Here is a 23,575-nt window from a genome sequence, read left to right on the forward strand (position 1 = left end):
TCAGGCGGCGACGGGACGCCTCATCCGTTCGGCCGTTTCCAGGGCGGCGGCGACGCCGTCGAACAGGCTGGTCAGGGTGATCGGCTTGCACAGATGGCCGTCCGCCCCTGCGGCCCGGCCCGCCTCGACATGCTCCGGCAGGGCGTTGGCGGTCAGCATGATGAGCGGCGTGCGCACCCGCTGCTCTTCCGCCTCCAGGGCGCGGATCGCGGCCGTGGCGGTCAACCCGTCCATCACCGGCATCTGCATGTCCATCAGCACCAGGTCGAACGCGCCTTCCCGGAAGGCGGCCAGGGCCTGAAGCCCGTCCTCGACCGCGACGAGTTCGGCGGAGAGACCGGCCAGCATGATCTCGATGACCTTGCGGTTCGCAGGATGGTCGTCCGCCAGCAGGATCCGGGCGGGGAAGATCATCTCCTTCGCCTCGTCCGGCTCGTCGACATTGGCCGCCGCGATCTCGACCGCGCGAGGCAGGGCGATTTCGAACCAGAAGGTCGCGCCCTCGCCCGGCCGGCCCTCGCAATCCAGCACGCCGCCCATCAGGGCCACCAGATCCTGGGAAATGGCCAGCCCCAGCCCCGTGCCGCCGAAGCGGCGGGTAATGGAGCCGTCCGCCTGCTGGAAGCGCGCGAAGAGGCGTGACTTCTGCGCGTCGTCGAAGCCGCAGCCGGTGTCGGACACCGTGAACCGCACCCGGTCCTCGCCCGCCGCGGCCACGGCGATCGAGACCGCCCCATCCGCCGTGAACTTCAGGGCGTTGGAAATCAGGTTCGACAGGACCTGACGCACGCGCACCACATCGCCCTCGACCGACCCTTCGGCGGTCGGCTCGATCACCACGCTCAGCATCACGCCCTTTTCGTCGGCGCGCGGCCGATAGAGGGCGGCCGCGCCGCGCACCGTGTCGCCCAGATCGAAGGTCGAACGCTCCAGCGCGATCTCGCCCGCCTCGATCTTGGCGGAGTCCAGGATGTCGGACAGCAACCGTTCCAGCGTCACGCCGGAAGAACGGATGACTTCGGCCATCTCGCGTTCGCGGGGTTCCAGCCGGGCGCGCGACAGGGCGTCGGCCATGGCCACGACCCCGTTCAGGGGCGTGCGGATCTCGTGGCTCATATTGGCCAGGAATTCGGACTTGGACCGATTGGCCTCTTCGGCGCGACGACGGGCGACGCGCAGATCTTTGGCCTGGCTCCACAGCCACAGCAGAGCCGCCACGGCCGACAGGACGAAGACGACCGATATGCCCACCGTCCATTTCTGCGTGGCGATGACATCGCCCTGCAGATCCGTATTGGCGCGCGCCGTCTCCAGCTGGGCGCGACGTTCGGCCAATTGCTGCTGCATGTCGCCGGTGACCTGCCGGATGCCGGCGCTGAAGCGCTGGGCGTCGGCGACCTTGTCATCCTGGGCATGCTCGCGAAGCTTCAGATAGGCTTCCTGCGGACGGCCTTCGGCGAACAGGATCTCGGCTTCGACGTGGGCGATCTCTGATCGCCCCTCCTCGCGGAAACGATCTGCGGCGGCCAGGGCGCGGATCTGGTTCAGATCGCGCCTCGCGGCGGCCAGCTGCCCCGTCTGCGCGCGGGCGATCGCGCGCGCCGGCAACAGTTGCGCGGCCAGAAAGGACGCCTCGCCAAGATCCTCGCCATAGGGTTCGAGGCATTGCAGCACGTCGCGCGGCGCATGACGCCCCCGGGCCGTCATGGCGCACAGCCTGGCGTCATAGACCGCAAGACTGGGCAGGCCGGCGCGCTGCGTCAGGCGATGGTGCGCCATGTAGAGATGTTGGGCCTGGTCCGCGTCGCCCAACTGGGTCGACAGTCGCGACAGGTTGTAGATGGCGTCGAAATCCGGTCGCGGATAGACCGGGTTGGCGAAGTCGATCTCGAAGCGCCCGAAGGCGGCGGTCGCGCCGTCGATGTCGTTCAGCTTCATCAGGCCGATGCCGGTCATTTCCCACAGACCGGCGCGAGCGATGTTCGCATAGGGCTGGTTCTCGGGGATGAAGGCGTCGGCGTCGGCCAACAGCTTCAGCCCCTCGCCGATCCTGTCCTGATCCATCAGCGCCAGGGCCCATATGCGGGTGGCGTGGGCCCGCGCGAACCAGTCGGCCTCCGTCGTCGCGATCCGACGCATTTCGTCTGCCGCGGACGTCTCGCCCTGGTCGTAGCGCAGCGTCAGGGCGTTCAGGCGGGCGATCTGGATATAGCGGGAATCGCCCTGATGCCGCGCCGCCTCGGCCAGACGGTCGTTCCAGGCCTTGGCCTTGTCGAACTCGCCCTGGTTCAGGAAGATCCAGGCGACATGATAGAGACGCTGCAGACCTTCGCGGTCGTTGCGACGCATCGCGTCTCGGCCGAAGGTCTCCAGGGCCATGAAGTCGGTGGCGCCCGCCCGACGCTCGACGGCCTTCGCCAGTTCGAGCGGAGAGCGCACCACGCCCGGCGGCTGCGCCGACGCGCCCTGGGCGAACACCGCCGTCAGGACGAGGGCGAAGACAACGGGAACTGTTAATCTGGACATGCGGCTTCCGATTCCATCGGACCCTGGCATGACTTTGGTTGCATAAGCTTTATCAACGGCGTCGGCGCCAACCCCTATGAGGGCCTTCGTCAGACTCCGCGTTGACCACCCCGGGCCTTTCCGCTATACGCCCGCCCTCTTGAGATTTTCGCGCCGTGGACGTGTGCTCCGCGGCGTTTTCCGTTCGAAGGTTTGACATGGCCAACAACCCCGGCGCCCGCAAGGCGATCCGCAAGATCGAAGCGCGGACCGAAGTGAACAAGGCGCGCCGCTCGCGCGTCCGCACCTATCTGCGCAAGTTCCAGGAAGCCCTGGCCGGCGGCGATGCCGCCGTCGCCAAGACCGCTTTCGTGGAAGCCCAATCCGAGCTGATGCGCGCCGTCTCCAAGGGCGTCGTTCACAAGAACACCGGCTCGCGCAAGGTGTCGCGTCTGGCCGCCCAGCTGAAGAAGCTGTCGGCCGCCTAAATCCCTCAGGGATTCCCCGCATACGGAGCGGCTGTAGCTGTTCCGTTACGGGATTTTACTGATATTTCAACGGCGAAGGCGCGCAAGCTCCTTCGCCGTTTCGCGTTCGGCCGTTAACTCTCTTTACGCACGAATACGGACTCCAGGCAGGCGAAACGGCGAATTTCCCAAGCAGGATTAGCGTTTGACGGAGTCAAACAATTTAACTGCGAATCGACCAACGAATCAGCGTTGACCCGACCGGCCCGGGGCGTAAGTTTTGGCCTCTAACGCACTTCCATCCCAACACGGATGAAGACGGCGCGGAACATCAGTTTCGCGTTGGCGGGAGATGTCTGTCCAGGAGCTCGGCCCCGTCCGGAAAGCATCGCTTTTCGGCGCAGGAGAAGTCGTCCCTGAACCATCGCCCTGGAGTGCGGAAGGTCGGAATGGTTTTTTGAAGCGGGTGGCTGAACGATGGTTGGGGGTGCGACGGCGATGGCGGGCGGCATTAACGGATCGAACATGACGGATCCGGACCGCATCTGGAACGAGGCCTCGGTGCGGCTGCGCGCTGAAATCGGCGACGGTCCCTTCTCGTCCTACATCGCCCCTTCCGCAGTCCGCGTGGACTCGGCCGGCCAGCTGATCCTGGTCACCCCCACCGCCTACGCCCGCGACTGGGTCCGCAAGAACGCCCTGCGCCGGATGAACGAGCTGTGGCTGGGCCTGGACGGCCTGAACCGCCGTCTGGACGTCCGCTGCCGCGCCGAAGTGGGTTCCGCCCCGCCGGCCTCGGCCGTGATGTCGGGCTCCGGCTCGAGCAATGTCGTGGACGCCGTGCCGCGCCTCGCCGCCCTCGCCACCCCGACCATCGCCCCGATCGCCGACGGCGCCCGCGCCGTGCGCGCCGCCGGCCTGCAGGACCGCCTGACCTTCGACAGCTTCGTGGAAGGCCAGGGCAACGCCTTCGCCCTCGCCATCGCCAAACAGGTGGCCAGCTGGGCCGACGGCCATTTCAACCCGGTCTTCTTCTGCGGCCCCTACGGCTACGGCAAGACCCACCTGCTGAACGCCATCGCCTGGGAGGCCCAGCGCCTGCGGCCCGAGGCCAAGGTCGTCTATCTGACCGCCGAACGCTTCCTGTCGACCTTCGTCAAGGCGATGCAGGACCGCTCGACCGCCGCCTTCAAGGAGAGCCTGCGTTCGGCCGACATGCTGCTGCTGGACGATGTCCAGTTCGTCGGCGGCAAGGCCTCGACCCAGGAAGAACTGCTGTCGACCCTGACCGCCCTGATCGAGGACGGCAAACGGATCGTCTTCTCGGCCGACCGCGCGCCGATGGCCCTGACCGAGGTCGAGCCCCGCTTGCGCAGCCACCTGGCCGCCGGCCTGACCTGCCCGGTCGAGGCGGGCGACCGCGAACTGAAGATCGCCGTGGCCAACAACCGCCTGAAGGCCCTGTCGGCCCTCGGCGTCGTCCAGGGCGAAGCCGCCCCGGAAGTCCTGGCCCAGCTGGTCGACCGCACCCCCGGCTCGATGCGCGAGCTGGAGGGCGCCGTGAACACCCTGGCCGCCGCCGCCGGATCGCGTCTGTCGGCCGTTTCGGTCGACGAGGCCTCGGCTCTGCTGGGCGTCGCCCTGCGCGGCGGGCCGGAGCGCCGCATCACCGTGGACGAAATCCAGAAGACGGTCGCCGACCACTTCACCCTGAAACAGGCCGACCTGCTGTCGGAGCGCCGCACCCGTTCGGTCGCCCGTCCGCGCCAGATCGCCATGTATCTGTGCAAGCAGCACACGACGCGCTCCTATCCCGACATCGGCCGTCGCTTCGGCGGTCGCGACCACACCACGGTCCTGCACGGCGTGCGCAAGATCGAGGAACTGATGGCTCAGGACGACCAGATCGCCCGCGACGTCGAGGCCCTGACCCGCAAGCTGCGGGGCTGAGATCACACCAGCCTCTCCCTCCCCGTTCCGGGGAGGGTCGTCGCGCCAGCGACGGGGTGGGGGCGGCCGGGCAGGGCCGCATTTGTGTGATGCGAGGCCGGTTCGTGGGTGCTTTGCCTTGCCCTCCCCACCCGACCTCGCTGCGCTCAGCCACCCTCCCCGTTCCGGGGAGGGAGAAAACTGTGAACGGCTTTCGCCGCCTTCCTTGCAGCCCGCGCCCAATCCGCTAGTGTCGAAGGCCCTCAATCGTGACGCTCAGGTCGAGTCGTCACACCCGGGCGAGACGACATGCAACTGACCATCGAACGATCCGCGCTCCTGAAGGCCCTAGGCCACGTGCAGAGCGTCGTCGAACGTCGCAACACCATCCCGATCCTGTCCAACGTCCTGCTCAGCGCGGGCCGCGACCGTCTGGCCTTCGCGGCCACTGATCTCGACATGGAGATGGTGGACGAGGCCGAGGCGACGGTGAACGTCGAGGGCCAGATCACCGCCCCCGCCCACACCCTGTACGAGATCGTCCGCAAGCTGCCGGAAGGCGCCGAGGTCTCGCTGCTCTATTCGGGCGACGATCCCCGCCTGGTGGTCTCGGCCGGCCGGTCGCGCTTCAACCTGCCGGTCCTGCCGGCGGGCGACTTCCCGGTCATGTCGACCGACAGCGCCGGCGCCTCCTATGTCATGCCCAAGGAAGACCTGGCGCGCCTGATCGACAAGACCCGGTTCGCGGTCTCGACCGAGGAAACCCGCTACTATCTGAACGGCCTGTATCTGCACACGGTCGCCGAGGCCGGCGTGCCCTTGCTGCGCGCCGTGGCCACCGACGGCCACCGCCTGGCCCTGGCCGAGACCCCGGCGCCCGAAGGCGCGGCCGGCGGTCCCGGCGTGATCGTGCCGCGCAAGACGGTGGATCAGGTCCGCCGCCTGCTGGACGACGCCGGCGGCGCGGTCGAGGTCACGGTCTCGGCCCAGAAGATCCGCTTCCAGATGGGCGAGGCCTCGCTGACCTCGAAGGTCATCGACGGCGCCTTCCCCGACTATCTGCGCGTCATCCCCAAGGGCAACGACAAACAGGCCGACATCGACAACGCCCTGTTCGCCAAGGCCGTCGACCGGGTGGCCACCATCTCGGCCGAGAAGAGCCGTTCGGTGAAACTGGCCTTCGACAACGACCGGGTGAAACTGACCGTCCGCAACATGGAAGCCGGCCAGGCCGAGGAAGAGGTCGAGATCGGCTATTCCGACGAGCCGTTCGAGATCGGCTTCAACGCCCGCTATCTGCTGGACGTCGCCGGCCAAATCACCGGCGAGAACGCCGCCTTCCGCTTCGCCGACCCGGCCTCTCCGACGCTTGTGCTCGATCCGGGCGATCCGGGCGTGCAATATGTGCTGATGCCGCTGCGCGTCTGATCACCTTCAGGGTGAAGAGTGCTAGTGCTGGTGAGCCTTGGCGCTGCGCTCACTAGCACTTTTCACTAGCACCTCTTGATCACCTCCCTCGCCCTCACCGACTTTCGCTCCTATGCGGGCGCGCGGCTGGAGATGACCTCCGGCCCCGTGGTGCTGCATGGGCCGAACGGGGCGGGCAAGACCAATCTGCTGGAAGCCGTCAGTCTGCTGACCCCCGGCAAGGGGCTGCGCGGGGCGACCGCCGCCGAGATGGGCCGGCGTGAACCGGGGGAAGCGACCGGGCGCGCCTGGGCCGTCATGGTCGAACTGGACGACGAGACCCGGCTGGGCACGGGGGTCCAGACCGCCGGCGCCGCCCGCCGTATCGTCCGCATCGACGGCGAGACGGCCCAGCCCGGCCGGCTGCTGGACTATCTGCGCCCCGTCTGGGCCACGCCGGAACAGGACCGTCTGTTCTCCGATGCCCGGGCCGAGCGGCTGAAATTCTTCGACCGCCTGGTCTTCGCCGCCGATCCTGACCACGCCGCCAGCGTCTCGGCCTATGACAAGGCCCTGCGCGAACGGCTGCGGCTGCTGAACGATGCGGCCGACGGACGCGAGGCCGATCCGGTCTGGCTCGACGCCCTGGAGATGCGGCTGGGCGAGGCCGGGGCCCGCGCCGCCGTCGCCCGCGTCGCCGCCCTGCACGCGCTTCAGGCCGCCATCGACGCCCGCAACGACCGCCCCTTCCCCCAGGCCGACCTGGGTCTGGACGGCGAGGCCGAACGGATGGCCGAAGCAGGATCGGAGGAGGACGAGATCGCCGCCTTCATCCGCCAGGGCCTGGCCCGCGCCCGCCCCCGCGACGGCGCCGCCGGGCGCTCGCTGTTCGGGCCGCACCGCACCGACCTGACCGCCATTCATCGCGAGAAGATGCGCCCCGCCGCAGAGGGGTCGTCCGGCGAACAGAAGGCCCTGGTGCTGAACCTGATCCTGGCCCAGATCACCCGCCTGTCCGAAGGCGCGGCCCAGCCCGTCCTGCTGCTGGACGAGGCCCCGGCTCACCTGGACGAAGGCCGCCGCGCCGCCCTGTTCGACGAGATCGTCGCCCTCAACCTGCAGGCCTTCATGACCGGCACCGAGCGCGACCTGTTCTCCGGTCTGGAAGGCCGCGCCCAGTTCGTCCGCGTCGCCGGCGGAGCGCTGGAGAGCGACGCCTAGTCGGGAATGTCGATCCCCTCGGCGCGCAGGGCGTCGAGAAGGGGTTGGAGCCCGTCGCCGTAGCGTTTCCATCGCCCGACCGAGGTCGAATAGAGCGGCGAACGCACCTGGACCGAACTGGCGGTCGAGACCGCCGAAGTGTTCTCGTGGAAGGCCAGACAGGCCGGATCGAACGGCAGACCGACAAGGTCCAACACCCGCCGCGTCTGCCCTTCCAGATCGGCCACCATGTCCTCATAGGCCACCTCGGCGAACCGGTCCGGCGGCAGGATTGCGCGCCAATGGGCGACCAGCCGGTCGAACAGGGCATAGTAGCGGCCCGCGTCGGCCAGATCGAAGGCGTAGTCGTAATAGGGAAAGTCGGTCGCAAACAGCTGGCGATAGTTGGACAGGGCGCTGTCCACCGGATGGCGGCGCAGGCACAGGATCCGCGCATTGGGCAAGGCGCGATGGATCAGGCCGACATTGAGAACGTTCAGCGGCATCTTGTCGATGACCCGCGCCGCCGTGGCTCCGGCTCCGTCCTCAACCGCCGCGCGGGCGCGTTCGACATAGGTCCGGCCGAGCGCCGCGAAATCCAGACGGTCCGCAGCGGCGAAAGTCTCCACGTCCAGCACCAGCGACGACGGCGTGCCCGTCATCCGCTTCACCAACAGGGAGAAGTCGCCCAGTTCCCCGGCCGAGACGATGACCGGATGGCTGGACAACACCCGGTCCAGCAGGGTGGTGCCGGTGCGAGGAAGGCCGACGATAAAGATCGGCGCCGGGTCGTCGTATCCGCCGGTCGCCGGTTTGGCCGTCGCGGCGGCCGCCTCGAACAGGGCCTTGTCGCGGTCGATCGCATAGGGCGCCGCACGACGACGCCCGGCCTTGGCTCGTTCCAGCCAGGACAGAGCCGTCGGATGATCGCCCATGTCCTCGAACGACTTGGCCAGGGCGTGACCCAGATGCTGCTGGCGGGCCGGATCGGGATCGGGATCGGGATCGGCGTCGTCGAACAACGCCTCCAGCGCCGCGACCTGATTGTCCGCCTCGGTCTGGCGCGACAGAGAGACCAGCGAGGACAGGGCGCGGTGATGATCGGGTCGGGCCTTCAGCGCCGCCTCATAGGCCGTGCGCGCCCCCGCAAGGTCGCCGGTGAACTGCAGGGCCGAGCCCAGGTTATACTGCCAGTCCGCATGGTCGGGACGCCGCGCCGTCGCCCGACGGAACAGGGCCGCCGCCGCCTGATAGGCGCCGGTCCGGCTCAGCACCACGCCCAGGGTGTCCAGCACATGGCCGTCGCGTGGATCGAGGGCGGCGGCGGCTTCCGCCTCGGCCCGCGCCTCGGCCTGCCGATGCAAGGCCAATAGAGCCCGGGCGCGTTGGGCGCGAGCGCCGAGATGGCCGGATTCGATCTGCAGCGCCTTGTCCGTCAGCTCCAGCACCTTGGACGGATTGCGATGCTCCGCCGCGATCAGGGCCAGCAGGAACAGGGCCTGGGCTGGCGCCTCGCCCTTTTGCAGTGCGGCGAGACACAGGGCGTGAGCGCCGCGGTGCTCCCCCCCGGCGATAAGGGTCGCCGCTCGCCGCAGGGTCACGTTTTCAATCGCCAGATCAGCCATCCGTTTCATTAATCGCACAGTCGCCGGTAAAACATTCGGAAATACGTCATCCAGACCACAGATCGACCGAGGTGGCGCCGCACTCGCTTGACGCCTCGTTTTACCGCATCGCAGCATCGCCGCTTAGTCAATGCGAGAGGGGATTCCGCATGAGTGTATCGAACCGGATGAAATGGGGGCTTCTGGCCTCGGTCAGCGCTCTCACGCTGACGGCGGGAGCGGCGACGGCGCAAGAGTCTGCGCCGACCACCGTTGACGACATCATCGTCACCGGAACCCTGCGCGGCGCCTCGACGGTGCAGACGGCGCCGATCAATATTTCCGCCATCGGCAGCCTGCAGATCGAACAACTGGGCGTGACCGATCTGGCCCAGATCTCGCGCTATGTGCCGGGCCTGTATGTGGTCGATCAGGGTCCGCGCAACGCCAACCGCATCGTGGTGCGCGGCCTGAACATCGACCCGCTGGGCGAGTCTGTCGGTCAGGGCGCTGGCGGCACGGTCGCCACCTATCTGGGCGAAGTGCCGATCGCCATCGACCTGAAGCTGAACGACGTCGAGCGCGTCGAATTCCTGCTCGGCCCGCAAGGCACCCTGTACGGCGCCGGCACCCTGGGCGGCGCCGTCCGCTACATCCCCAACGCACCCAGCTTCAGCGACGCCTTCGTCGACGTCCGCGGCGACGCCTACGGCTATTCGGAAGGCTCGGGCGTCTCGACCGATTTCGGCTTCACCGCCAACCTGCCGATCAGCGACACCCTGGCCTTGCGCGCCAACCTGGACCAGTTGAACGACAAGGGCTTCATCGACCAGCCCTATCTGGTGCGCGAGATTGGCGGGTCGCTCGCCAATGACTTCTCCAGCCCCGAAGCCATCGCCGCCAACATGTACGGCAAGGAAGACGTCAACACCGAAGACGTTCTGTCCGGCCGCGTCGCCCTGCGCTGGCAGCCGGCTGAATGGTTCGACGCCACCCTGTCCTACAATTATCAGAAGTCCGACGTCGGCGGTCGCCAGGTGTCGGGTCGTCGCGTCGACAGCTTCCCCGTCCCGGTCGGCGAATATGAAGCCATCCAGCGCGTCGAGGAGCCGAACGAACGCACCAGCGACCTCTGGGCCCTGGAAGCCAAGATCGACCTGGGCTGGGCCGACCTGACCAGCGCCACCGGCTATCAGACCTTCAAGGAGGACGGGAAGCGCGACCAGACCGATCTGCTGATCAGCCTGGGCTACAGCTACGAAGCCTTCCCGGCCTTCACCGCCTATACGCAAGAACTGGAGGATAACGACACCTTCACCCAGGAACTGCGCCTGACCTCCAAGCCGGGCAGCAGCGCTCTGAGCTGGATCGTCGGCGGCTATTACAGCAAGGAGGACTACTGGAACTCCTCGGCCGAATATACGCCGGGCTATGCCGAATATCTGGGCGGCTCGCGTCCGGACAATCTGGAATATTATTCGGTCAGCTACGGCCAGATCACCGAAACCGCCCTGTTCGGCGAGCTGACTTACCAAATCCTGCCGGGCTGGCAGATCACCGGCGGCGTACGTCGCTACACCTACGAGCTGGACACAAGCAGTGCGACCGACTTCCCGCTGGCGGAAACCGTCTTCGGCGGCAGGGATCCGACCTCCATCGTCATGGACTACGAGTCCAGCAGCGACAGCGAGGACGGCTGGCTCTACAAGCTGAACACCTCCTACGAGCTGACGCCGGACGTCTTGCTTTACGGCACGATCAGCGACGGCTTCCGGGCCGGGGGCAACAACAATCTGCTTCTCTGCTCGACCGATCCGAACGACCAACAGTCGGTTTGCGCCCAGTCGGACGAAATGGCCTTCACGTCCGAAAAGACCCGCAACTACGAGATCGGGGTCAAGAGCCAACTCTGGGATGATCGCCTGACCCTGAACGGCGCCCTGTTCTACATCGACTGGAAGGATCCGCAGGTTTCCAGCGCCACTCTGGTCGGCCTGTCGCCGATCACCAAGAACGGCAAGGGCGCCGAGTCCAAGGGCTTCGAAGTCAGCTTCAACGCCCAGGTCACCGAAGCCTTCAGCCTGCGCGGCAGCTACTCCTACGCCCAGGCCGAACTGACCGATCTGGCGGAGCGACTGATCACCACGATCGAGCCCCCCGGCTTCGGCACCGCCTATGTCGATGGCCAGGCGGGCGACCGTCTGCCCGGCTCGCCCGAGTATCAGGCCAGCCTTTACGGCGAATACAATTGGCCGATGTCGAACGGGCTCGACCTGGACTTCTCTTACGGCATGACCTTCTCCGGCGACGTGCTGACCAGAACGGGCGGACGCGGCGGCGGGGTCACCCTGCCCGCCTATCAGATCCACAACGCCTCGGTCCGGCTGAGCCAGCCGGGGGCCGACTGGGCCGTCACCGCCTATGTCGACAACGTCTGGGACGAATATGCGGAGACAGGCGCCCGCTCGACCCCGCTGGCGAACCAGGTGCTGGCCGACGAGAACGGCGATCCGGTCTACGCTCGCAACTTCTTCACCAACGTCCTGCCGCCGCGCAAATTCGGCGTGCGGTTCACCAAGAAGTTCGGCCTCTAAAAGCCCCCGCGCGGAGCGGTCCCTTCGGGCCGCTCCGCCAATGCGGAAAACTGGATTTTCCGTCCGGAATTCCTATATGTTGTCGGCTTCGGCGCGGGGCTTCCCGCGCCGATTCGAACGTCCTCCGAGGGCCGTTCGCGTCCCCCGTCCCACCCGGGACTTCGAGCCGACGATTTCATGACCGATCCGATTGCCGACCAGCCCGAATACGGCGCCGATTCCATCAAGGTTCTCAAAGGCCTGGACGCCGTGCGCAAACGCCCCGGCATGTATATCGGCGATACGGACGACGGTTCCGGCCTGCACCACATGGTCTACGAAGTCGTCGATAACGCCATCGACGAGGCCCTGGCCGGCCACGCCGATCTGGTCCAGGTCATCCTGAACACCGACGGTTCGGTCACCGTGACCGACAACGGACGCGGCATTCCCACCGACATCCACGCCGAGGAAGGCGTATCGGCGGCCGAGGTCATCATGACCCAGCTGCACGCCGGCGGTAAGTTCGACCAGAACTCCTACAAGGTCTCGGGCGGTCTGCACGGCGTGGGCGTGTCCGTCGTCAACGCCCTGTCCGACTGGCTGCAGCTGAAGATCTATCGCAACGGCAAGTCGCACGAGATGCGGTTCGAGCGCGGCGACACGGTCAAGTCGCTGGAAGTCACCGGGGAGGCCCCGATCCGCGAGGACACCGGCAAGCCGCTGAGCGGCACCGAGGTCACCTTCTTCCCGTCGGTCACCACCTTCAGCCACATCGACTTCGACCTGAAGACGCTGGAACACCGGCTGCGCGAACTGGCCTTCCTGAACTCGGGCGTGGTCATCAAGCTGGCCGACCAGCGCGGCGCCGAGCCGATCGAGATGATCCTGCACTACGAGGGCGGGGTCGAAGCCTTCGTGCGCCACCTCGACAAGTCCAAGACCCCGATCCTGAAGGACGTCATCGTCATTCGCGGCAAGAAGGAAGGGATCGAGCTGGATCTGGCCCTGTGGTGGAACGACTCCTACCACGAGACCATGCTGTGCTTCACCAACAACATCCCGCAGCGGGACGGGGGCACCCACCTCTCGGCCTTCCGCGCCAGCCTGACGCGCGTCATGGGCGGCTATATCGAGAGCTCGGGCGCCGGCAAGAAGGAGAAGGTCTCCGTCACCGGCGAAGACGCCCGCGAGGGCCTGACCTGCGTCCTGTCGGTCAAGGTGCCGGACCCGAAATTCTCCAGCCAGACCAAGGACAAGCTGGTCTCGTCCGAGGTACGCCCCGCCGTCGAGGCCCTGTGCTCCGAAGGCCTGGCCGAATGGTTCGAGGAACACCCGGTCGAGGCCAAGCAGATCGTGGCCAAGATCATCGAGGCCGCCTCCGCCCGTGAAGCCGCGCGCAAGGCCCGCGACCTGACCCGCCGCAAGTCGGCGCTGGAAATCTCGAGCCTGCCCGGCAAGCTGGCCGACTGCCAGGAACGGGATCCCGCCAAGTCCGAACTGTTCATCGTCGAGGGCGATTCCGCTGGCGGCTCGGCCAAACAGGCGCGCAACCGCGAGAACCAGGCCGTCCTGCCCCTGCGCGGCAAGATCCTGAACGTCGAGCGCGCCCGTTTCGACCGGATGCTGTCGTCCGAACTGATCGGCACCCTGATCCTGGCCCTGGGCACCGGCATCGGCCGCGATGATTTCAACGCCGACAAGTTGCGCTATCACAAGATCATTCTGATGGCGGACGCCGACGTCGACGGCGCCCACATCCGCACCCTGCTGCTGACCTTCTTCTATCGTCAGATGCCGGAGCTGATCACGCGCGGCCACGTCTATATCGCCCAGCCGCCCCTCTATAAGGTCGCCAAGGGCAAGCAGAGCCGCTACCTCAAGGACCAGTCCGAGATGGACGCCTATCTGATCGAGGAGGGCTCATCCGAGGCCGAGCTGGACCTGTCGACGGGCGAGCGCCGCCTGGGCCTGGACCTGCAGTCCCTGGTGCGCGAGGCCAAGGCCTTCAACGCCGGCGTCGACCGGCTGAGCCAGCGCGCCCCGGCCTTCGCCATCGAACAGTCGGCCCTGGCCGGCCTGTTCGTCGACAACGCCGACATGGCCGCCGCCTCGGCCGCGGCCGCCGCGCGCCTGAACCTGTACGCCGAAGAAGGCGACGGCGAATGGACCGGCGCGCCGGGCGAACAGGGCGCCGTGGTCTTCAGCCGCACGCGCCGCGCCGTGGTCGAGACCATTGTGCTGGAAGAAACCCTGATCCGCTCGCTGGACGCCCGCCGTCTGGCCGAACGCGCCGGCGCCTTCGACGGCGTCTTCGCCGCCCCCGCCACCTATCGCCGCAAGGACAAGTCCACCACCATCCGCGGCCCGCTGGACCTGCTGAACGCGGTGCTGGACGCCGGCAAGAAGGGGCTGTCGATCCAGCGCTACAAGGGTCTGGGCGAGATGAACCCCGAGCAGCTGTGGGAGACGACCCTGGACGTCAACGCCCGCACCCTGCTGCAGGTCTCGGTCGAGCACGAGGAAGACGCCAACGACCTGTTCGCCAAGCTGATGGGCGACGTGGTCGAACCGCGCCGCGAGTTCATCCAGGAAAACGCCCTGGACGCCGCCGTCGACGTCTGACCAAAATCAAAATAAAATCATGAAGTTATGAATGGGAGAGCGCCGGGCGCTCTCCCATTCTTCGTATCAGAAGGTGGCCCGCAGCCCGGCCATGAAGCGACGGCCGAAACCTTCGAGTTCATAGGTCCGGTCGCTGCTGCCCTGGTAGCGGCGGCCGCGTTGGTCGCTCAGATTGTTGGCGTCGACGAACAGGGTGACGGTCTGGGTCGCCTGATAGCGCAGCGACAGATCGACCCGTTCGCTGTCGTCCCAGTACATGTCGCTGGCCGGGGTCGCGCCGACCTCGTCCAGCCAGCCGGTGCGGTGCTGGTAGCTGACGCGAGCCGACAGGCCGTATTTCTCGAAGAAGACCGACAGGCTGCTCAACCGGTCGGACGTGCCCGGAAAACCGACGACCCGGCCGGCTGCCCCGTCGACGCCCGGCGTGGTGAACTCGCCGTCGAGCAGGGTCAGGCTGGCCTCCACGCCCAGCCCCGACAGGGGCCCCGGCAGGAAGGTGAAGGGTTGGAGATAGGTCAGCTCCAGCCCGTAGAGCTCGCCGTCGTCGCCGTTGACCGTCGTCGAATAGTCGTAGCCCGACCGGTCGATCCCGGCGAGATCGTACCGGTCGTCGCCGACCACGCGGGTCGAGGAGAACAGCACATCCTTCACGTCGCGATAGAAGACCCCCGCCGACAACAGGGCCGAAGGCGCGAAATACCACTCCACCGAACCGTCGAAGCCCATGGCCGATTCAGACTTCAGCGACGGATTGCCGCCCGAGACGGTCTGGTTCAGGTCGCTGATCGTCGTGTTCGCGCTCTGCTGGCTGAAATTCGGGCGGGCGGAGCCCGTCACGAAGGCGGCGCGGATCTTCAATTCGTCCGTCGCATCCATGTTCCAGTGCAGGCTGGGGAACAGTTTCAGGTCGTCGCTGGACAGGGACAGGGGGGTCGTCGTCCCGTTCACCGTGGCGAAACCGCTGGACTCCACCTCGACGTTCTCGGCGCGAAGACCGGCCAGAATGGTGTGCGGCCCGCGACGCCAGGTGTTCTGGATATAGGCCGCCGTCAGCCGTTCCTTGACCGAGAAGGTCTGCGACGGGATCAACGCCGGCACGGCGTAGTCGGCGCCCGCCGCATTGGCCGCACGCGCCGCGTCGAGCAGGGCCTCGGCCTGGGCCCGCATCGCGTGATTGTCGACATAGTTGAAGGTGAAGCCCCGATCGAACCTTTCGTCGACGGCGCGGTTCAGGACCAGATCCAGCGGCGTCCATTCCACGCCCAACGCCGCCGCGAGCGATCGCGCCGAAATGGTTGCGCCGACCGCGCCCGAAGGGGTGACGTTGGCGTATGAACCGACATCGACATATTCGCGGTCATTGAACTGCAGCCCGGCGGCGAAGGTCGAGAAGCCGCCGAAACCCGACCAGTCCCGCCGCACGTCCGCCTTCAGCGCATAGTCTGTGGTCGTCCGCTCGGACCCCGACCAGGTGATGGTTTCCTGGTCGAAGGCCAGTTGATCCAGGTTGGTCCTGCGCGCGCCCAGGGTCGGCGTCGCGCCGGTGCGGTCGGTGTCGTACAGGGTGACGAAGGGAATGCCTCCCTCGCCCATCACATAGGTCATCGACGAGCGCAGGCCGGGGCTCTGGCGCTGCTCGATCAACGGGCTGCCGCTGGTGACCTCGCTCCTGGTGTAGGCCAGATCCCAGGTCGCGTTCCAGGCGCCGATCTGATGATCGCCGTGCAGCACATTGTAGAAGGTCGAGTTCAGGGCGCCGCCGTCGTTGAACAGGCCGCGCACCTCGACAGAAGCCAGTTCGCCCGTCTGGAAGTCGCGCGTGCCCGTCCCGCCGCTCGGATAGAAGGTGTACTGGTTGCGTTGCTCGTGGTCGTTGAACTCGGTGTAGAGGCTGGTCAGCGACAGGGTGTGGCCTTCTGCCGGGCGGAAGGCCACCGTGCCGGACAGGGCGCTGGTCTCGCGCAGGGTGATATATTTGGCCACCCGCAGTTGGGACACGCCGGTGGCGTCATAACGGGGCTCGGCATTGTCGGCCTCCTGCTGGAACTCGTAGTGCGAACCCGAGACGACGAAGCCAAGCCGGTCGTTCGACCACCCCACGCGCCCGCCGTACAGAACCTGGTCGCCGTCGCCCATGTCGAGTTGACCCAGACCGCCCTCCAGGGCGCCGTGCAGGCCCTGGCGGCGCAGCGGCTGGACCGTATGGATGTCCACCTGTCCCGCCAGGGATTCCGCCGACATCGACGGCGTCAGGGTCTTGTTCAGCACCACCTCCTCGATCAGCGTCGAAGGCACGGAGTCGAAGCGGAAGATGCGGTCGTCGCCCCCCAGGACGTTGACGCCGTTGAAGGCCGTCGTGGTCCAGCGGGTCGGGGCGCCGCGCACCTGGATATAGCGTTCCTGCCCCTGATCGCGCTGGACGCCGACGCCCGGAAGACGCGCAAGCGCCGCTGCGGCGGTCTGGTCGGGAAAGCGGCCGATCGTGTCGGCGGCGATGACGCTGACGACATTGTCGGAATTGCGCTGAACCAGCAGGGCGCGCGCCACGCTGTCGCGGATCGGCGCGGTGACGACAATGTCGTCTAGGGCCGAGACGGCCTGGTCCGGGGCGGCCTGCGATCGAAAGGACTCCGCCGAACGCGCCCGCACCACCAGATCGCCGTTGGCCTGCTCGACCAGTTCGAGGCCCTGGCCGGCGATGGCCCGCTCCACCGCCTCGCGCGCCGTCATCTGGCCGCTGACCGCGACGTTGCGGCGATTGTTGACGGCCTCGGCAGAGAACAGGATGTCGCGATGGGTCTGACGCGCGATCTCGCGCAGGGCGCTGGAAAGCGACTGGGCCTGGACCTCGACCCGGGCGCGGCCGGATTCCTGGGCCTGGGCCAGTCCGGAGCAGGCGATGGCGGCGAAGGCGGCGCTGGACGCCAGAACATCGCGAAGACGTCGCGAATGGTTGTAGAACATAGAACCCCCGGTAATCAGTATGATTTGCGCCGTCCTTGACGCCGATCAGGTGACGATTGGGGAGTGGATTTTCCTCCGCCGTTTTTTCTCAAGTTTTTATGACGCGCGGTCTTTCGCCGAGACTTCGATCCGATCGCTGAACACTTTCACCTCGGCGTCCGCCAGCACCGCGACGGATTCGGCGAAGTCCAGCGGGGCGCCGGTCCGATAGACCCCGCTGACGCGGAAGTCGGCGAGCGCGGGCCCCACCACGATGGGCTTGCGCGCATAGCGGTTGAGCGCGGTCACGGCGTCCGCCAGGGGCGTGTTCTCCAGTACGATCTGTCCGCTCCGCCAGGCGCGCGCCGTCTCCACGTCCACCGTCCTGGGCGCGACGGACGCGGCGGAAAGGTCGAGACGGCAGCCCTGCTCCACCCGGATTCGCGTCGCCCCGTCACGCTCGGCGATCAGGCTGCCGCGACTGACGACGACGGCGGCGCCCACGTCCTCGGCGCAGACATCGAAGTCCCCCGCCAGGGTCGCCAGCTTCCAGCCGCCGGTCGCGACGACGAACATCCGCCCGTCATCATCCAGGATGTTGAACGCTGCCCGCCCCCGCTTGAGGGTGGCGCGTCGATCCCGGCCGGGACGCCTGTCCACGACCAGGATGCTGTCCGTATCCACAACGACCCGCGTGCCGTCGGGCGTCGTCATTCGCCGCTGCTCGCCGACGGAGGTGCGCACGGTCTGCGCCGCCGCGACACTCCAGCCGACGACGCCGACGCCGGCCGCCGCAGCCCCGCCGAGACCCGCGATCAGGCGACGTCGCGACGGGCTGAGCGCCGTCCGTCGACCGGTGGCGCCCCCGGCCAGATCCCAGACATGGGTGACATGATCGAAGGCTTCGCGATTGCCGGGGTCCGCCTTCAGCCAGGCCTGGAACCCTGCTTCGTCGGCGTCGCTCCGCTCATGGTTCTGCATTCGGGCGACCCAGGCGGACGCCTCGCGCAGTGCGCGATCCTGCCTCATGACGGGTCCACCGCACGCGCCAGCGCCAGCACGGCGCGCGCGATATGTTTCTCGACCGTCCCCTGGCTGATGCCGAGGCGCGCGGCGATATCCCTGTGTTTGATTCCGTCCAGCCGATGCATCAGGAAGATGGTGCGCGTCCGCCCGCCCAGGCCCGACAGCACCGCGTCGATCAGGGCCAGCTTCTGCCGCGCCGCCAGCACCTCGTCCTGCAGGGGAGCGGTGTCGCGGATCGCATCCCAGTCGATAGGCTCGGCGTCCAGCGCCTTGCGCCTTTCCTCCCTGTGGCGATCGATCCCCAGATTGATGGCCGTACGCATCAGGAAGCCGTCGGTGTTCGTGACCGGCTGGGCCGTCCGTGCACTCCTTAGACGGACGAAGGCGGAATGGAGCAGATCTTCGGCGTCGCCGCGATAGGTCGCCCTGGAGACCTTCTGCGCCAGGGCGCGCCAGTGAAGGTCGAACGCAGCCCGTCCCTTGTCCTTCCCGTCCATGCCACCCCCGCCGAAAGCGGCCCCTCTAGGCGGGCCGCGCAACAGATCGGTGTCGGTTTCGCGAAGTTTGAGCCGGCGACGGGCCGGATCGACGTCAGGCCGCCAGAATGTCGGGCCGCACGTTCTGGACCTGGCTCAGCATCGGCCGCGCCTCGATTCTGGCGGCCTGGCCGAAGCCCTGAAGGGCGATTCCGGCGACGGCGCGCAGCATCTCGGGCGTCGCGCCGTCCCGCGCCAGCGTCGACAGGCCGTGGATCTGGCCGACGATGAAGGTCGCCAGCAGCGCGCCGTCGCGCGACCGGTCCAGTTCGCCGTCCCGCGTCGCCCGGTCCAACCGCTCGCGCACCACCCCGATCATGGCCGCGCGCAGGCGTCGGGCGTGTTTCGCCTCCAGCGCATGGTCGCGCGCATGGGTCTGGAGCGCGCTGGTGAGCATGCAGCCCTGATGCCGCCTGTCGGCGAAGACGGCGACCTGCTGATCCAGCAGATCCGACATCGCCTGCATCAGGAAGGGGGCGGACAGGGCCTGACGCGCCTGGTCGGCCCACCGCTTCTCGGCCCAGTCCAGGGCCTCCCGGTACAGGGCCGACTTGGGACCGAAGGCCGCATACAGGCTGGGATGGTTCAGGCCCAGTTCCGCCGCCAGGTCCGCGACCGATATGCCTTCATAGCCGTCCCGCGCGAACAGATCGGCGGCCTGGGCCAGCACCGTCTCGCGGTTGAAGCCGCGCGGGCGGCCGCGCAACGGGCGAAGGTCAGCAGCGCGGGCCTCAGGCATCGGCCAGCCACCGACGCAGAACCAGGCTGGTCTCCTCGGGCTGTTCCAGCGCCGGCAGGTGACCACAGCGGTCGAAGACGTGCAGCCGGGCGCCGGGAATGGCGTCGCGCATCTCGCGCGCGACCTCGGGCGGCGTGATCCGGTCCTCGTCCCCGACGGCGATCAGGGTCGGGACATGGATTTCGGACAGGAAGGGCCGGCCGTCCGGCCGGGTCAGTATGGCCGTCTGCTGGCGCACGAAGGCGGGGCCGCCGACGCGCGCCGCCATGGCCTTCAGCGAGTCCGCGACCGGGCCTTCGGTCTTGGAGGCGTGGACCAGTTCCGCCATCAGCGGCTGGGTCACCCCCCGGAAGGTCCCGTGCTGCAGCGAGGCGATGCCGGCGCGACGACGGTCCGCCCGCGCTGCGGTGTCGGGCCGCGCGCTGGTGTCGATCAGGGCCAGACGGCGCACCCGATCCGGCGCCTGACGCATGATCTCCAGCGCCACATAGCCCCCCATGGACAGGGCCGCGAGGTCGAAGCGGGGCGGGGCGGCCGCCAGGACCCGGCGCGCCATGTCGGCGACATTGTCGTCCAGGGTCAGGTCCGCGACCATGGGCGCCACCCGATCCGCCAGGGCGTCGATCTGCGGCCGCCACAGCGACTGGTCACACAGCAGCCCCGGCAGGAGCACCAGGGGCGACAACCGCGCCACATCCGGCGCGGGCCGGTGGACATAGCGCGGAGGAAGGGCGTCTGAAGCAGTCTGGAGCGCCGGGGAGGGCATGATTTTCAATCCGTTCGAGGACTGAAATCTCCTTCTCGACGGCCCGAAAGTCCAATACAGCATACTGGCGTTATCGATATGTTTTGGAGATGGATATGGAGCTACGTCATATCCGATACTTCTTGGCCGTCGCCGAGGAGGGCAATTTCACCCGGGCCGCCGCGCGCCTGGGCATCGGCCAGCCGCCCCTCAGCCAGCAGATCAAGGATCTGGAGGCCGAGGTCGGCACGGCCCTGTTTCACCGCATCCCGCGCGGGGCGGAGCTGACGGCGGCAGGCGAGGCCTTTCTGGAGGGCGTGCGCGACATGCCCGACCAGGCCCGGGGCGCGGCGGAGGCGGCGCGGAGGACGGCGCGCGGCGAGATCGGCTCGTTGCGCATCGGCTTCACCGGTTCGGGGGCGTTCAACGCCCTGGTGCCGCACATCATCCGGGACTACCGCCGGGCGGCGCCGGGCGTGGACCTGACGCTGGAGGAGACCAACTCCAACGGCCTGGTGGCCGCGCTGCGGGCGGGCACGATGGACGTGGCCTTCCTTCGTCCCGGCGCGGTCAGCGAGGAGGGCCTGAGGTTCCGCACCATGGCGCGCGAACCCATGGTGGCGGCCGTCCCGGCCAGCCATCCGCTGGCGCAGATCGGCCCCGGGGGCGAACGCAAGCCCATTCACCTGGCGGATCTGGCCGAGGACGCCTTCATCCTGACGCCCCGCGTCCTGGGCCCCAGCCTGTTCGACCTGACGGTGGACGCCTGCCGCGCGGCCGGGTTCGAGCCGATCCAGGGCCAGTCGGCGCCGCAGATCGCCTCGGTCCTGGCCCTGGTCTCGGCCGAATTCGGCGTGGCCCTCACCCCCGCCTCTATGCGCGACGCCCTGAGCACGGGCGTCGTCTATCTGGATCTGCTGGCCCCGGCGCCCTTCGCCCCTCTGGCGCTGGCCAGCCGTCGCGACGACCGTTCCCCGGCGGTCTCGGCCTTCATATCCCTGGCGATGAAGGCCGGCGCGGGCCACGGCGCACCCGGCGCCTGAAGACCGGACGACGGTGGCCAAGACCTGGCCGATGCGTCAGAAGGTCACATCTTCCATGGAGTCGCCGGATGCGGATGTTCTGGACCTGGGTTTCGATGTCTTTGCTCGTGGGGGCGAGCCCGGTCGCCGGGCAGACGCCCCCCACGACACCGCCCACGCCCCCCGGGGCGACATCCCAGGCGGCGCCCGGCTCGACCTTTGATCCGCTCGAGACCTTCGCCCCCCTGACCCTGCCCGAACCCGCGACCGCCGTCCGTTCGGGCGCGGGAACGCCGGGGCCCGCCTACTGGCAGAACCGGGCCGACTATTCGATCGCGGCGACGCTCGACCCCGTGGCCAGGACCCTGACCGGCGAGGCGACGATCGCCTATGTCAACAACAGCCCGGACGTTCTGGACATTCTCTGGCTCCAGTTGGATCAGAACCTCTATCGGACCGACGCGCGCGCCGCCGCCTTTTCCAGTCGAACCCGACGCGGCGCCACGGACGGCTACCGGGTCGCGCGGGTCGAGGTGCGGCAGGGCCGGGACTGGGTCTCGGTCGCGCCGCTGATCGACGACACCCGCATGCGCATCACCCTGCCGACGCCGCTCGCGCCCAAGGGAGGAAAGGTCCAGGTTCGGATCGCCTACGCCTATGTCGTGCCGTCGGACGACTTCGGGGGCCGCACCGGCTGGATGCCCAGCGACAACGGCGACATCTACAGCATCGCCCAATGGTACCCCCGCATGGCGGTCTATGACGACCTGCGCGGCTGGGACACCCTCCCCTACCTCGCCAACGAATTCTATCTCGAGTACGGCGACTTCGACTACGCCGTGACCGTGCCCGCCGACATGATCGTGGCGGGCTCGGGCGAGCTGACCAACGCGGCCCAGGTTCTGGATTCCGACCAGCGTCGCCGGCTGGCCGAGGCGCGCGCCAGCGACCGCACCGTGATGATCCGCACCCCCGACGAGGTGGTGTCGGCGCACCCCCGTGACGGCGAGACGCGGACCTGGCGTTTCCATATGGACCACACCCGCGACGTGGCCTTCAGCGCCTCGCGCGCCTTCGTCTGGGACGCCGCCCGCATCGACCTGCCGGACGGCGGGACGGCCCTGGCCCAGTCCGTCTATCCGGTCGAAAGCGTGGGCCAGGACGCCTGGAGCCGATCGACCGAATATCTGAAACACGCGGTCGAGACCTTTTCCGCCTGGTATCCCTACCCCTGGCCCAATGCGATCAACGTCGCCGGTCCGGCGGCGGGCATGGAATATCCGGGCATCGTGTTCGACGGGGTCGAGGACAAGGGCAAGACCCTGTTCTGGATCACCGCCCACGAGATCGGCCATTCCTGGTTCCCGATGATCGTCGGTTTCGACGAGCGCCGCGACGCCTGGATGGACGAAGGCTTCAACACCTTCATAGACGTCTATGAGTCCGACGCCTTCGAGAACGGCGTCTATGGGCCCAAGCGCGACGGCGAATATGCGCCGGGCCAGGGCACGCCCGCCGAACAGATCGCCGCCCTTCTGGACGACCGCTCGGCGCCCGCCATCCTGACCCGCGCCGACGCCATCCGCGAGACCTATCGCCACCCGGTGACCTATTTCAAATCCGCCTTCGGCCTGACCCTGCTGCGCGAGGATATTCTCGGCCCGGACAGGTTCGACCCGGCCTTCCGGAAATTCATCCGCGACTGGGCCTACAGACACCCCAAGCCGAGCGACTTCTTCAGGGCGATGGAGAGCGCGGGCGGCGAGGACCTCTCCTGGTTCTGGCGCGGTTGGTACCTGAACAACTGGCGCCATGATCTGGCGGTCACAGCGGTCACTCCGATCGACGGCGACCCGGCCAGGGGCGCCGAAGTGGTGGTGGAAAATCGCGACCGGCTGGTCCTGCCCGCCATACTGCGCGTGACCTTCGCCGACGGAAGCCGCCAGGATCGACGCGTGCCTGTCGAGACCTGGCTGCAGAACGCGACCCATCGCTTCGCCTTCACGGACCACGGCCCGGTCGTCTCCGCCGAGATCGATCCGGACCGACGGCTGCCCGACGCGCACCGCGACAACAACAGCCTGGCCCTCTCTCGATAGGCGACGGCTCGCGTCGACCGCTTCGGCGTCAGAACTTCGACCGGCGAGGGCGGCGTCGGTGCCGCGCCTGGCCGGTCGACGCCGCACGCGTGTGCGCCTGAAACACGATGTTCACACCCGCCCTTGTCGAACGCGGTCCTGTGTACTAACTGGTT

Annotated in this window: 15 protein-coding genes; 8 read left to right on the top strand and 7 right to left on the bottom strand. The window is 67.8% G+C overall.

The genetic code is table 11. From position 1 onward, the window contains the following. Positions 1-2,526, bottom strand: a complete 2,526-nt coding sequence (locus ACIQ1T_RS02000) for an ATP-binding protein (protein WP_395942812.1) — start codon at positions 2,524-2,526, stop codon at positions 1-3. Between the two features lie 197 nt (positions 2,527-2,723). On the opposite strand from ACIQ1T_RS02000, the gene rpsT reads away from it, so the two are divergent. The 4 genes from rpsT (at position 2,724) to recF (ending at position 7,529) form a co-directional block, all read left to right on the top strand. Then, a complete protein-coding gene (rpsT, locus tag ACIQ1T_RS02005; RefSeq protein WP_135194610.1) occupies positions 2,724-2,993 on the top strand; it encodes a 30S ribosomal protein S20 in 270 nt (89 codons plus the stop codon). Positions 2,994-3,470: 477 nt separating this feature from the next. After that, positions 3,471-4,922: a chromosomal replication initiator protein DnaA gene (gene dnaA / locus ACIQ1T_RS02010; RefSeq protein ID WP_395942813.1), complete on the top strand. Its 1,452-nt coding sequence runs from the start codon at positions 3,471-3,473 to the stop codon at positions 4,920-4,922. Between the two features lie 288 nt (positions 4,923-5,210). Continuing rightward, entirely contained in the window at positions 5,211-6,329 is a 1,119-nt protein-coding gene (gene dnaN / locus ACIQ1T_RS02015; RefSeq protein ID WP_395942814.1) for a DNA polymerase III subunit beta, read from the top strand. Between the two features lie 75 nt (positions 6,330-6,404). Next, positions 6,405-7,529, top strand: a complete 1,125-nt coding sequence (recF, locus tag ACIQ1T_RS02020; protein WP_395942815.1) for a DNA replication/repair protein RecF — start codon at positions 6,405-6,407, stop codon at positions 7,527-7,529. Here recF and ACIQ1T_RS02025 read toward each other — a convergent pair. Then, complete coding sequence (locus tag ACIQ1T_RS02025; protein WP_395942816.1) at positions 7,526-9,133, bottom strand: sulfotransferase; 1,608 nt, start codon at positions 9,131-9,133, stop codon at positions 7,526-7,528. The genes recF and ACIQ1T_RS02025 overlap by 4 nt on opposite strands. 149 nt (positions 9,134-9,282) lie before the next feature. On the opposite strand from ACIQ1T_RS02025, the gene ACIQ1T_RS02030 reads away from it, so the two are divergent. Both ACIQ1T_RS02030 and gyrB read left to right on the top strand, forming a co-directional pair. Further along, positions 9,283-11,706 carry a TonB-dependent receptor gene (locus tag ACIQ1T_RS02030; protein ID WP_395942817.1) on the top strand — a complete coding sequence of 808 codons (2,424 nt, stop codon included), beginning with the start codon at positions 9,283-9,285 and terminating at the stop codon, positions 11,704-11,706. A gap of 177 nt (positions 11,707-11,883) precedes the next feature. Next, on the top strand, positions 11,884-14,310 hold the full coding sequence (gene gyrB / locus ACIQ1T_RS02035; RefSeq protein WP_395942818.1) for a DNA topoisomerase (ATP-hydrolyzing) subunit B: 2,427 nt from the start codon (positions 11,884-11,886) through the stop codon (positions 14,308-14,310). Positions 14,311-14,376: 66 nt separating this feature from the next. On the opposite strand, the gene ACIQ1T_RS02040 is transcribed toward gyrB, so the two are convergent. From ACIQ1T_RS02040 to ACIQ1T_RS02060, 5 genes are all read right to left on the bottom strand, one after another. Continuing rightward, positions 14,377-17,274 (bottom strand): TonB-dependent receptor, encoded by a 2,898-nt coding sequence (locus ACIQ1T_RS02040; protein ID WP_395942819.1) that lies wholly within the window; start codon positions 17,272-17,274, stop codon positions 14,377-14,379. 96 nt (positions 17,275-17,370) lie between these two features. Continuing rightward, on the bottom strand, positions 17,371-18,282 hold the full coding sequence (locus tag ACIQ1T_RS02045) for a FecR family protein (RefSeq protein WP_395942820.1): 912 nt from the start codon (positions 18,280-18,282) through the stop codon (positions 17,371-17,373). Continuing rightward, on the bottom strand, positions 18,279-18,776 hold the full coding sequence (locus tag ACIQ1T_RS02050; protein ID WP_395942821.1) for a sigma-70 family RNA polymerase sigma factor: 498 nt from the start codon (positions 18,774-18,776) through the stop codon (positions 18,279-18,281). Before ACIQ1T_RS02050 ends, ACIQ1T_RS02045 begins: the two co-directional genes overlap by 4 nt. A 94-nt stretch (positions 18,777-18,870) precedes the next feature. Beyond that, complete coding sequence (locus tag ACIQ1T_RS02055) at positions 18,871-19,554, bottom strand: TetR/AcrR family transcriptional regulator (RefSeq protein WP_395942822.1); 684 nt, start codon at positions 19,552-19,554, stop codon at positions 18,871-18,873. Beyond that, positions 19,547-20,320, bottom strand: a complete 774-nt coding sequence (locus ACIQ1T_RS02060) for an alpha/beta fold hydrolase (RefSeq protein ID WP_395942823.1) — start codon at positions 20,318-20,320, stop codon at positions 19,547-19,549. The genes ACIQ1T_RS02055 and ACIQ1T_RS02060 overlap by 8 nt, the downstream gene beginning before the upstream one ends. Positions 20,321-20,415: 95 nt before the next feature. On the opposite strand from ACIQ1T_RS02060, the gene ACIQ1T_RS02065 reads away from it, so the two are divergent. Together ACIQ1T_RS02065 and ACIQ1T_RS02070 are read left to right on the top strand one after the other, a co-directional pair. Continuing rightward, a complete protein-coding gene (locus ACIQ1T_RS02065) occupies positions 20,416-21,342 on the top strand; it encodes a LysR family transcriptional regulator (RefSeq protein ID WP_395942824.1) in 927 nt (308 codons plus the stop codon). A gap of 95 nt (positions 21,343-21,437) precedes the next feature. Beyond that, complete coding sequence (locus tag ACIQ1T_RS02070; protein ID WP_395942825.1) at positions 21,438-23,420, top strand: M1 family metallopeptidase; 1,983 nt, start codon at positions 21,438-21,440, stop codon at positions 23,418-23,420. Positions 23,421-23,575: the final 155 nt, after the last annotated feature.

It is taken from the genome of Brevundimonas sp., assembly GCF_044336875.1.
Taxonomy (GTDB): Bacteria; Pseudomonadota; Alphaproteobacteria; order Caulobacterales; family Caulobacteraceae; genus Brevundimonas.

What these genes read in the sequence shown, in the direction of transcription:
- ACIQ1T_RS02070 (WP_395942825.1), top strand. Translation starts at nt 21,438, where the DNA reads ATGTCTTTGCTCGTGGGGGCGAGCCCGGTCGCCGGGCAGACGCCCCCC.
- rpsT (WP_135194610.1), top strand. Translation starts at nt 2,724, where the DNA reads ATGGCCAACAACCCCGGCGCCCGCAAGGCGATCCGCAAGATCGAAGCG.
- ACIQ1T_RS02050 (WP_395942821.1), bottom strand. Translation starts at nt 18,776, where the DNA reads ATGGACGGGAAGGACAAGGGACGGGCTGCGTTCGACCTTCACTGGCGC.
- ACIQ1T_RS02000 (WP_395942812.1), bottom strand. Translation starts at nt 2,526, where the DNA reads ATGTCCAGATTAACAGTTCCCGTTGTCTTCGCCCTCGTCCTGACGGCG.
- ACIQ1T_RS02040 (WP_395942819.1), bottom strand. Translation starts at nt 17,274, where the DNA reads ATGTTCTACAACCATTCGCGACGTCTTCGCGATGTTCTGGCGTCCAGC.
- dnaN (WP_395942814.1), top strand. Translation starts at nt 5,211, where the DNA reads ATGCAACTGACCATCGAACGATCCGCGCTCCTGAAGGCCCTAGGCCAC.
- ACIQ1T_RS02025 (WP_395942816.1), bottom strand. Translation starts at nt 9,133, where the DNA reads ATGGCTGATCTGGCGATTGAAAACGTGACCCTGCGGCGAGCGGCGACC.
- ACIQ1T_RS02055 (WP_395942822.1), bottom strand. Translation starts at nt 19,554, where the DNA reads ATGCCTGAGGCCCGCGCTGCTGACCTTCGCCCGTTGCGCGGCCGCCCG.
- ACIQ1T_RS02060 (WP_395942823.1), bottom strand. Translation starts at nt 20,320, where the DNA reads ATGCCCTCCCCGGCGCTCCAGACTGCTTCAGACGCCCTTCCTCCGCGC.
- dnaA (WP_395942813.1), top strand. Translation starts at nt 3,471, where the DNA reads ATGGCGGGCGGCATTAACGGATCGAACATGACGGATCCGGACCGCATC.
- gyrB (WP_395942818.1), top strand. Translation starts at nt 11,884, where the DNA reads ATGACCGATCCGATTGCCGACCAGCCCGAATACGGCGCCGATTCCATC.
- ACIQ1T_RS02045 (WP_395942820.1), bottom strand. Translation starts at nt 18,282, where the DNA reads ATGAGGCAGGATCGCGCACTGCGCGAGGCGTCCGCCTGGGTCGCCCGA.
- ACIQ1T_RS02030 (WP_395942817.1), top strand. Translation starts at nt 9,283, where the DNA reads ATGAGTGTATCGAACCGGATGAAATGGGGGCTTCTGGCCTCGGTCAGC.
- ACIQ1T_RS02065 (WP_395942824.1), top strand. Translation starts at nt 20,416, where the DNA reads ATGGAGCTACGTCATATCCGATACTTCTTGGCCGTCGCCGAGGAGGGC.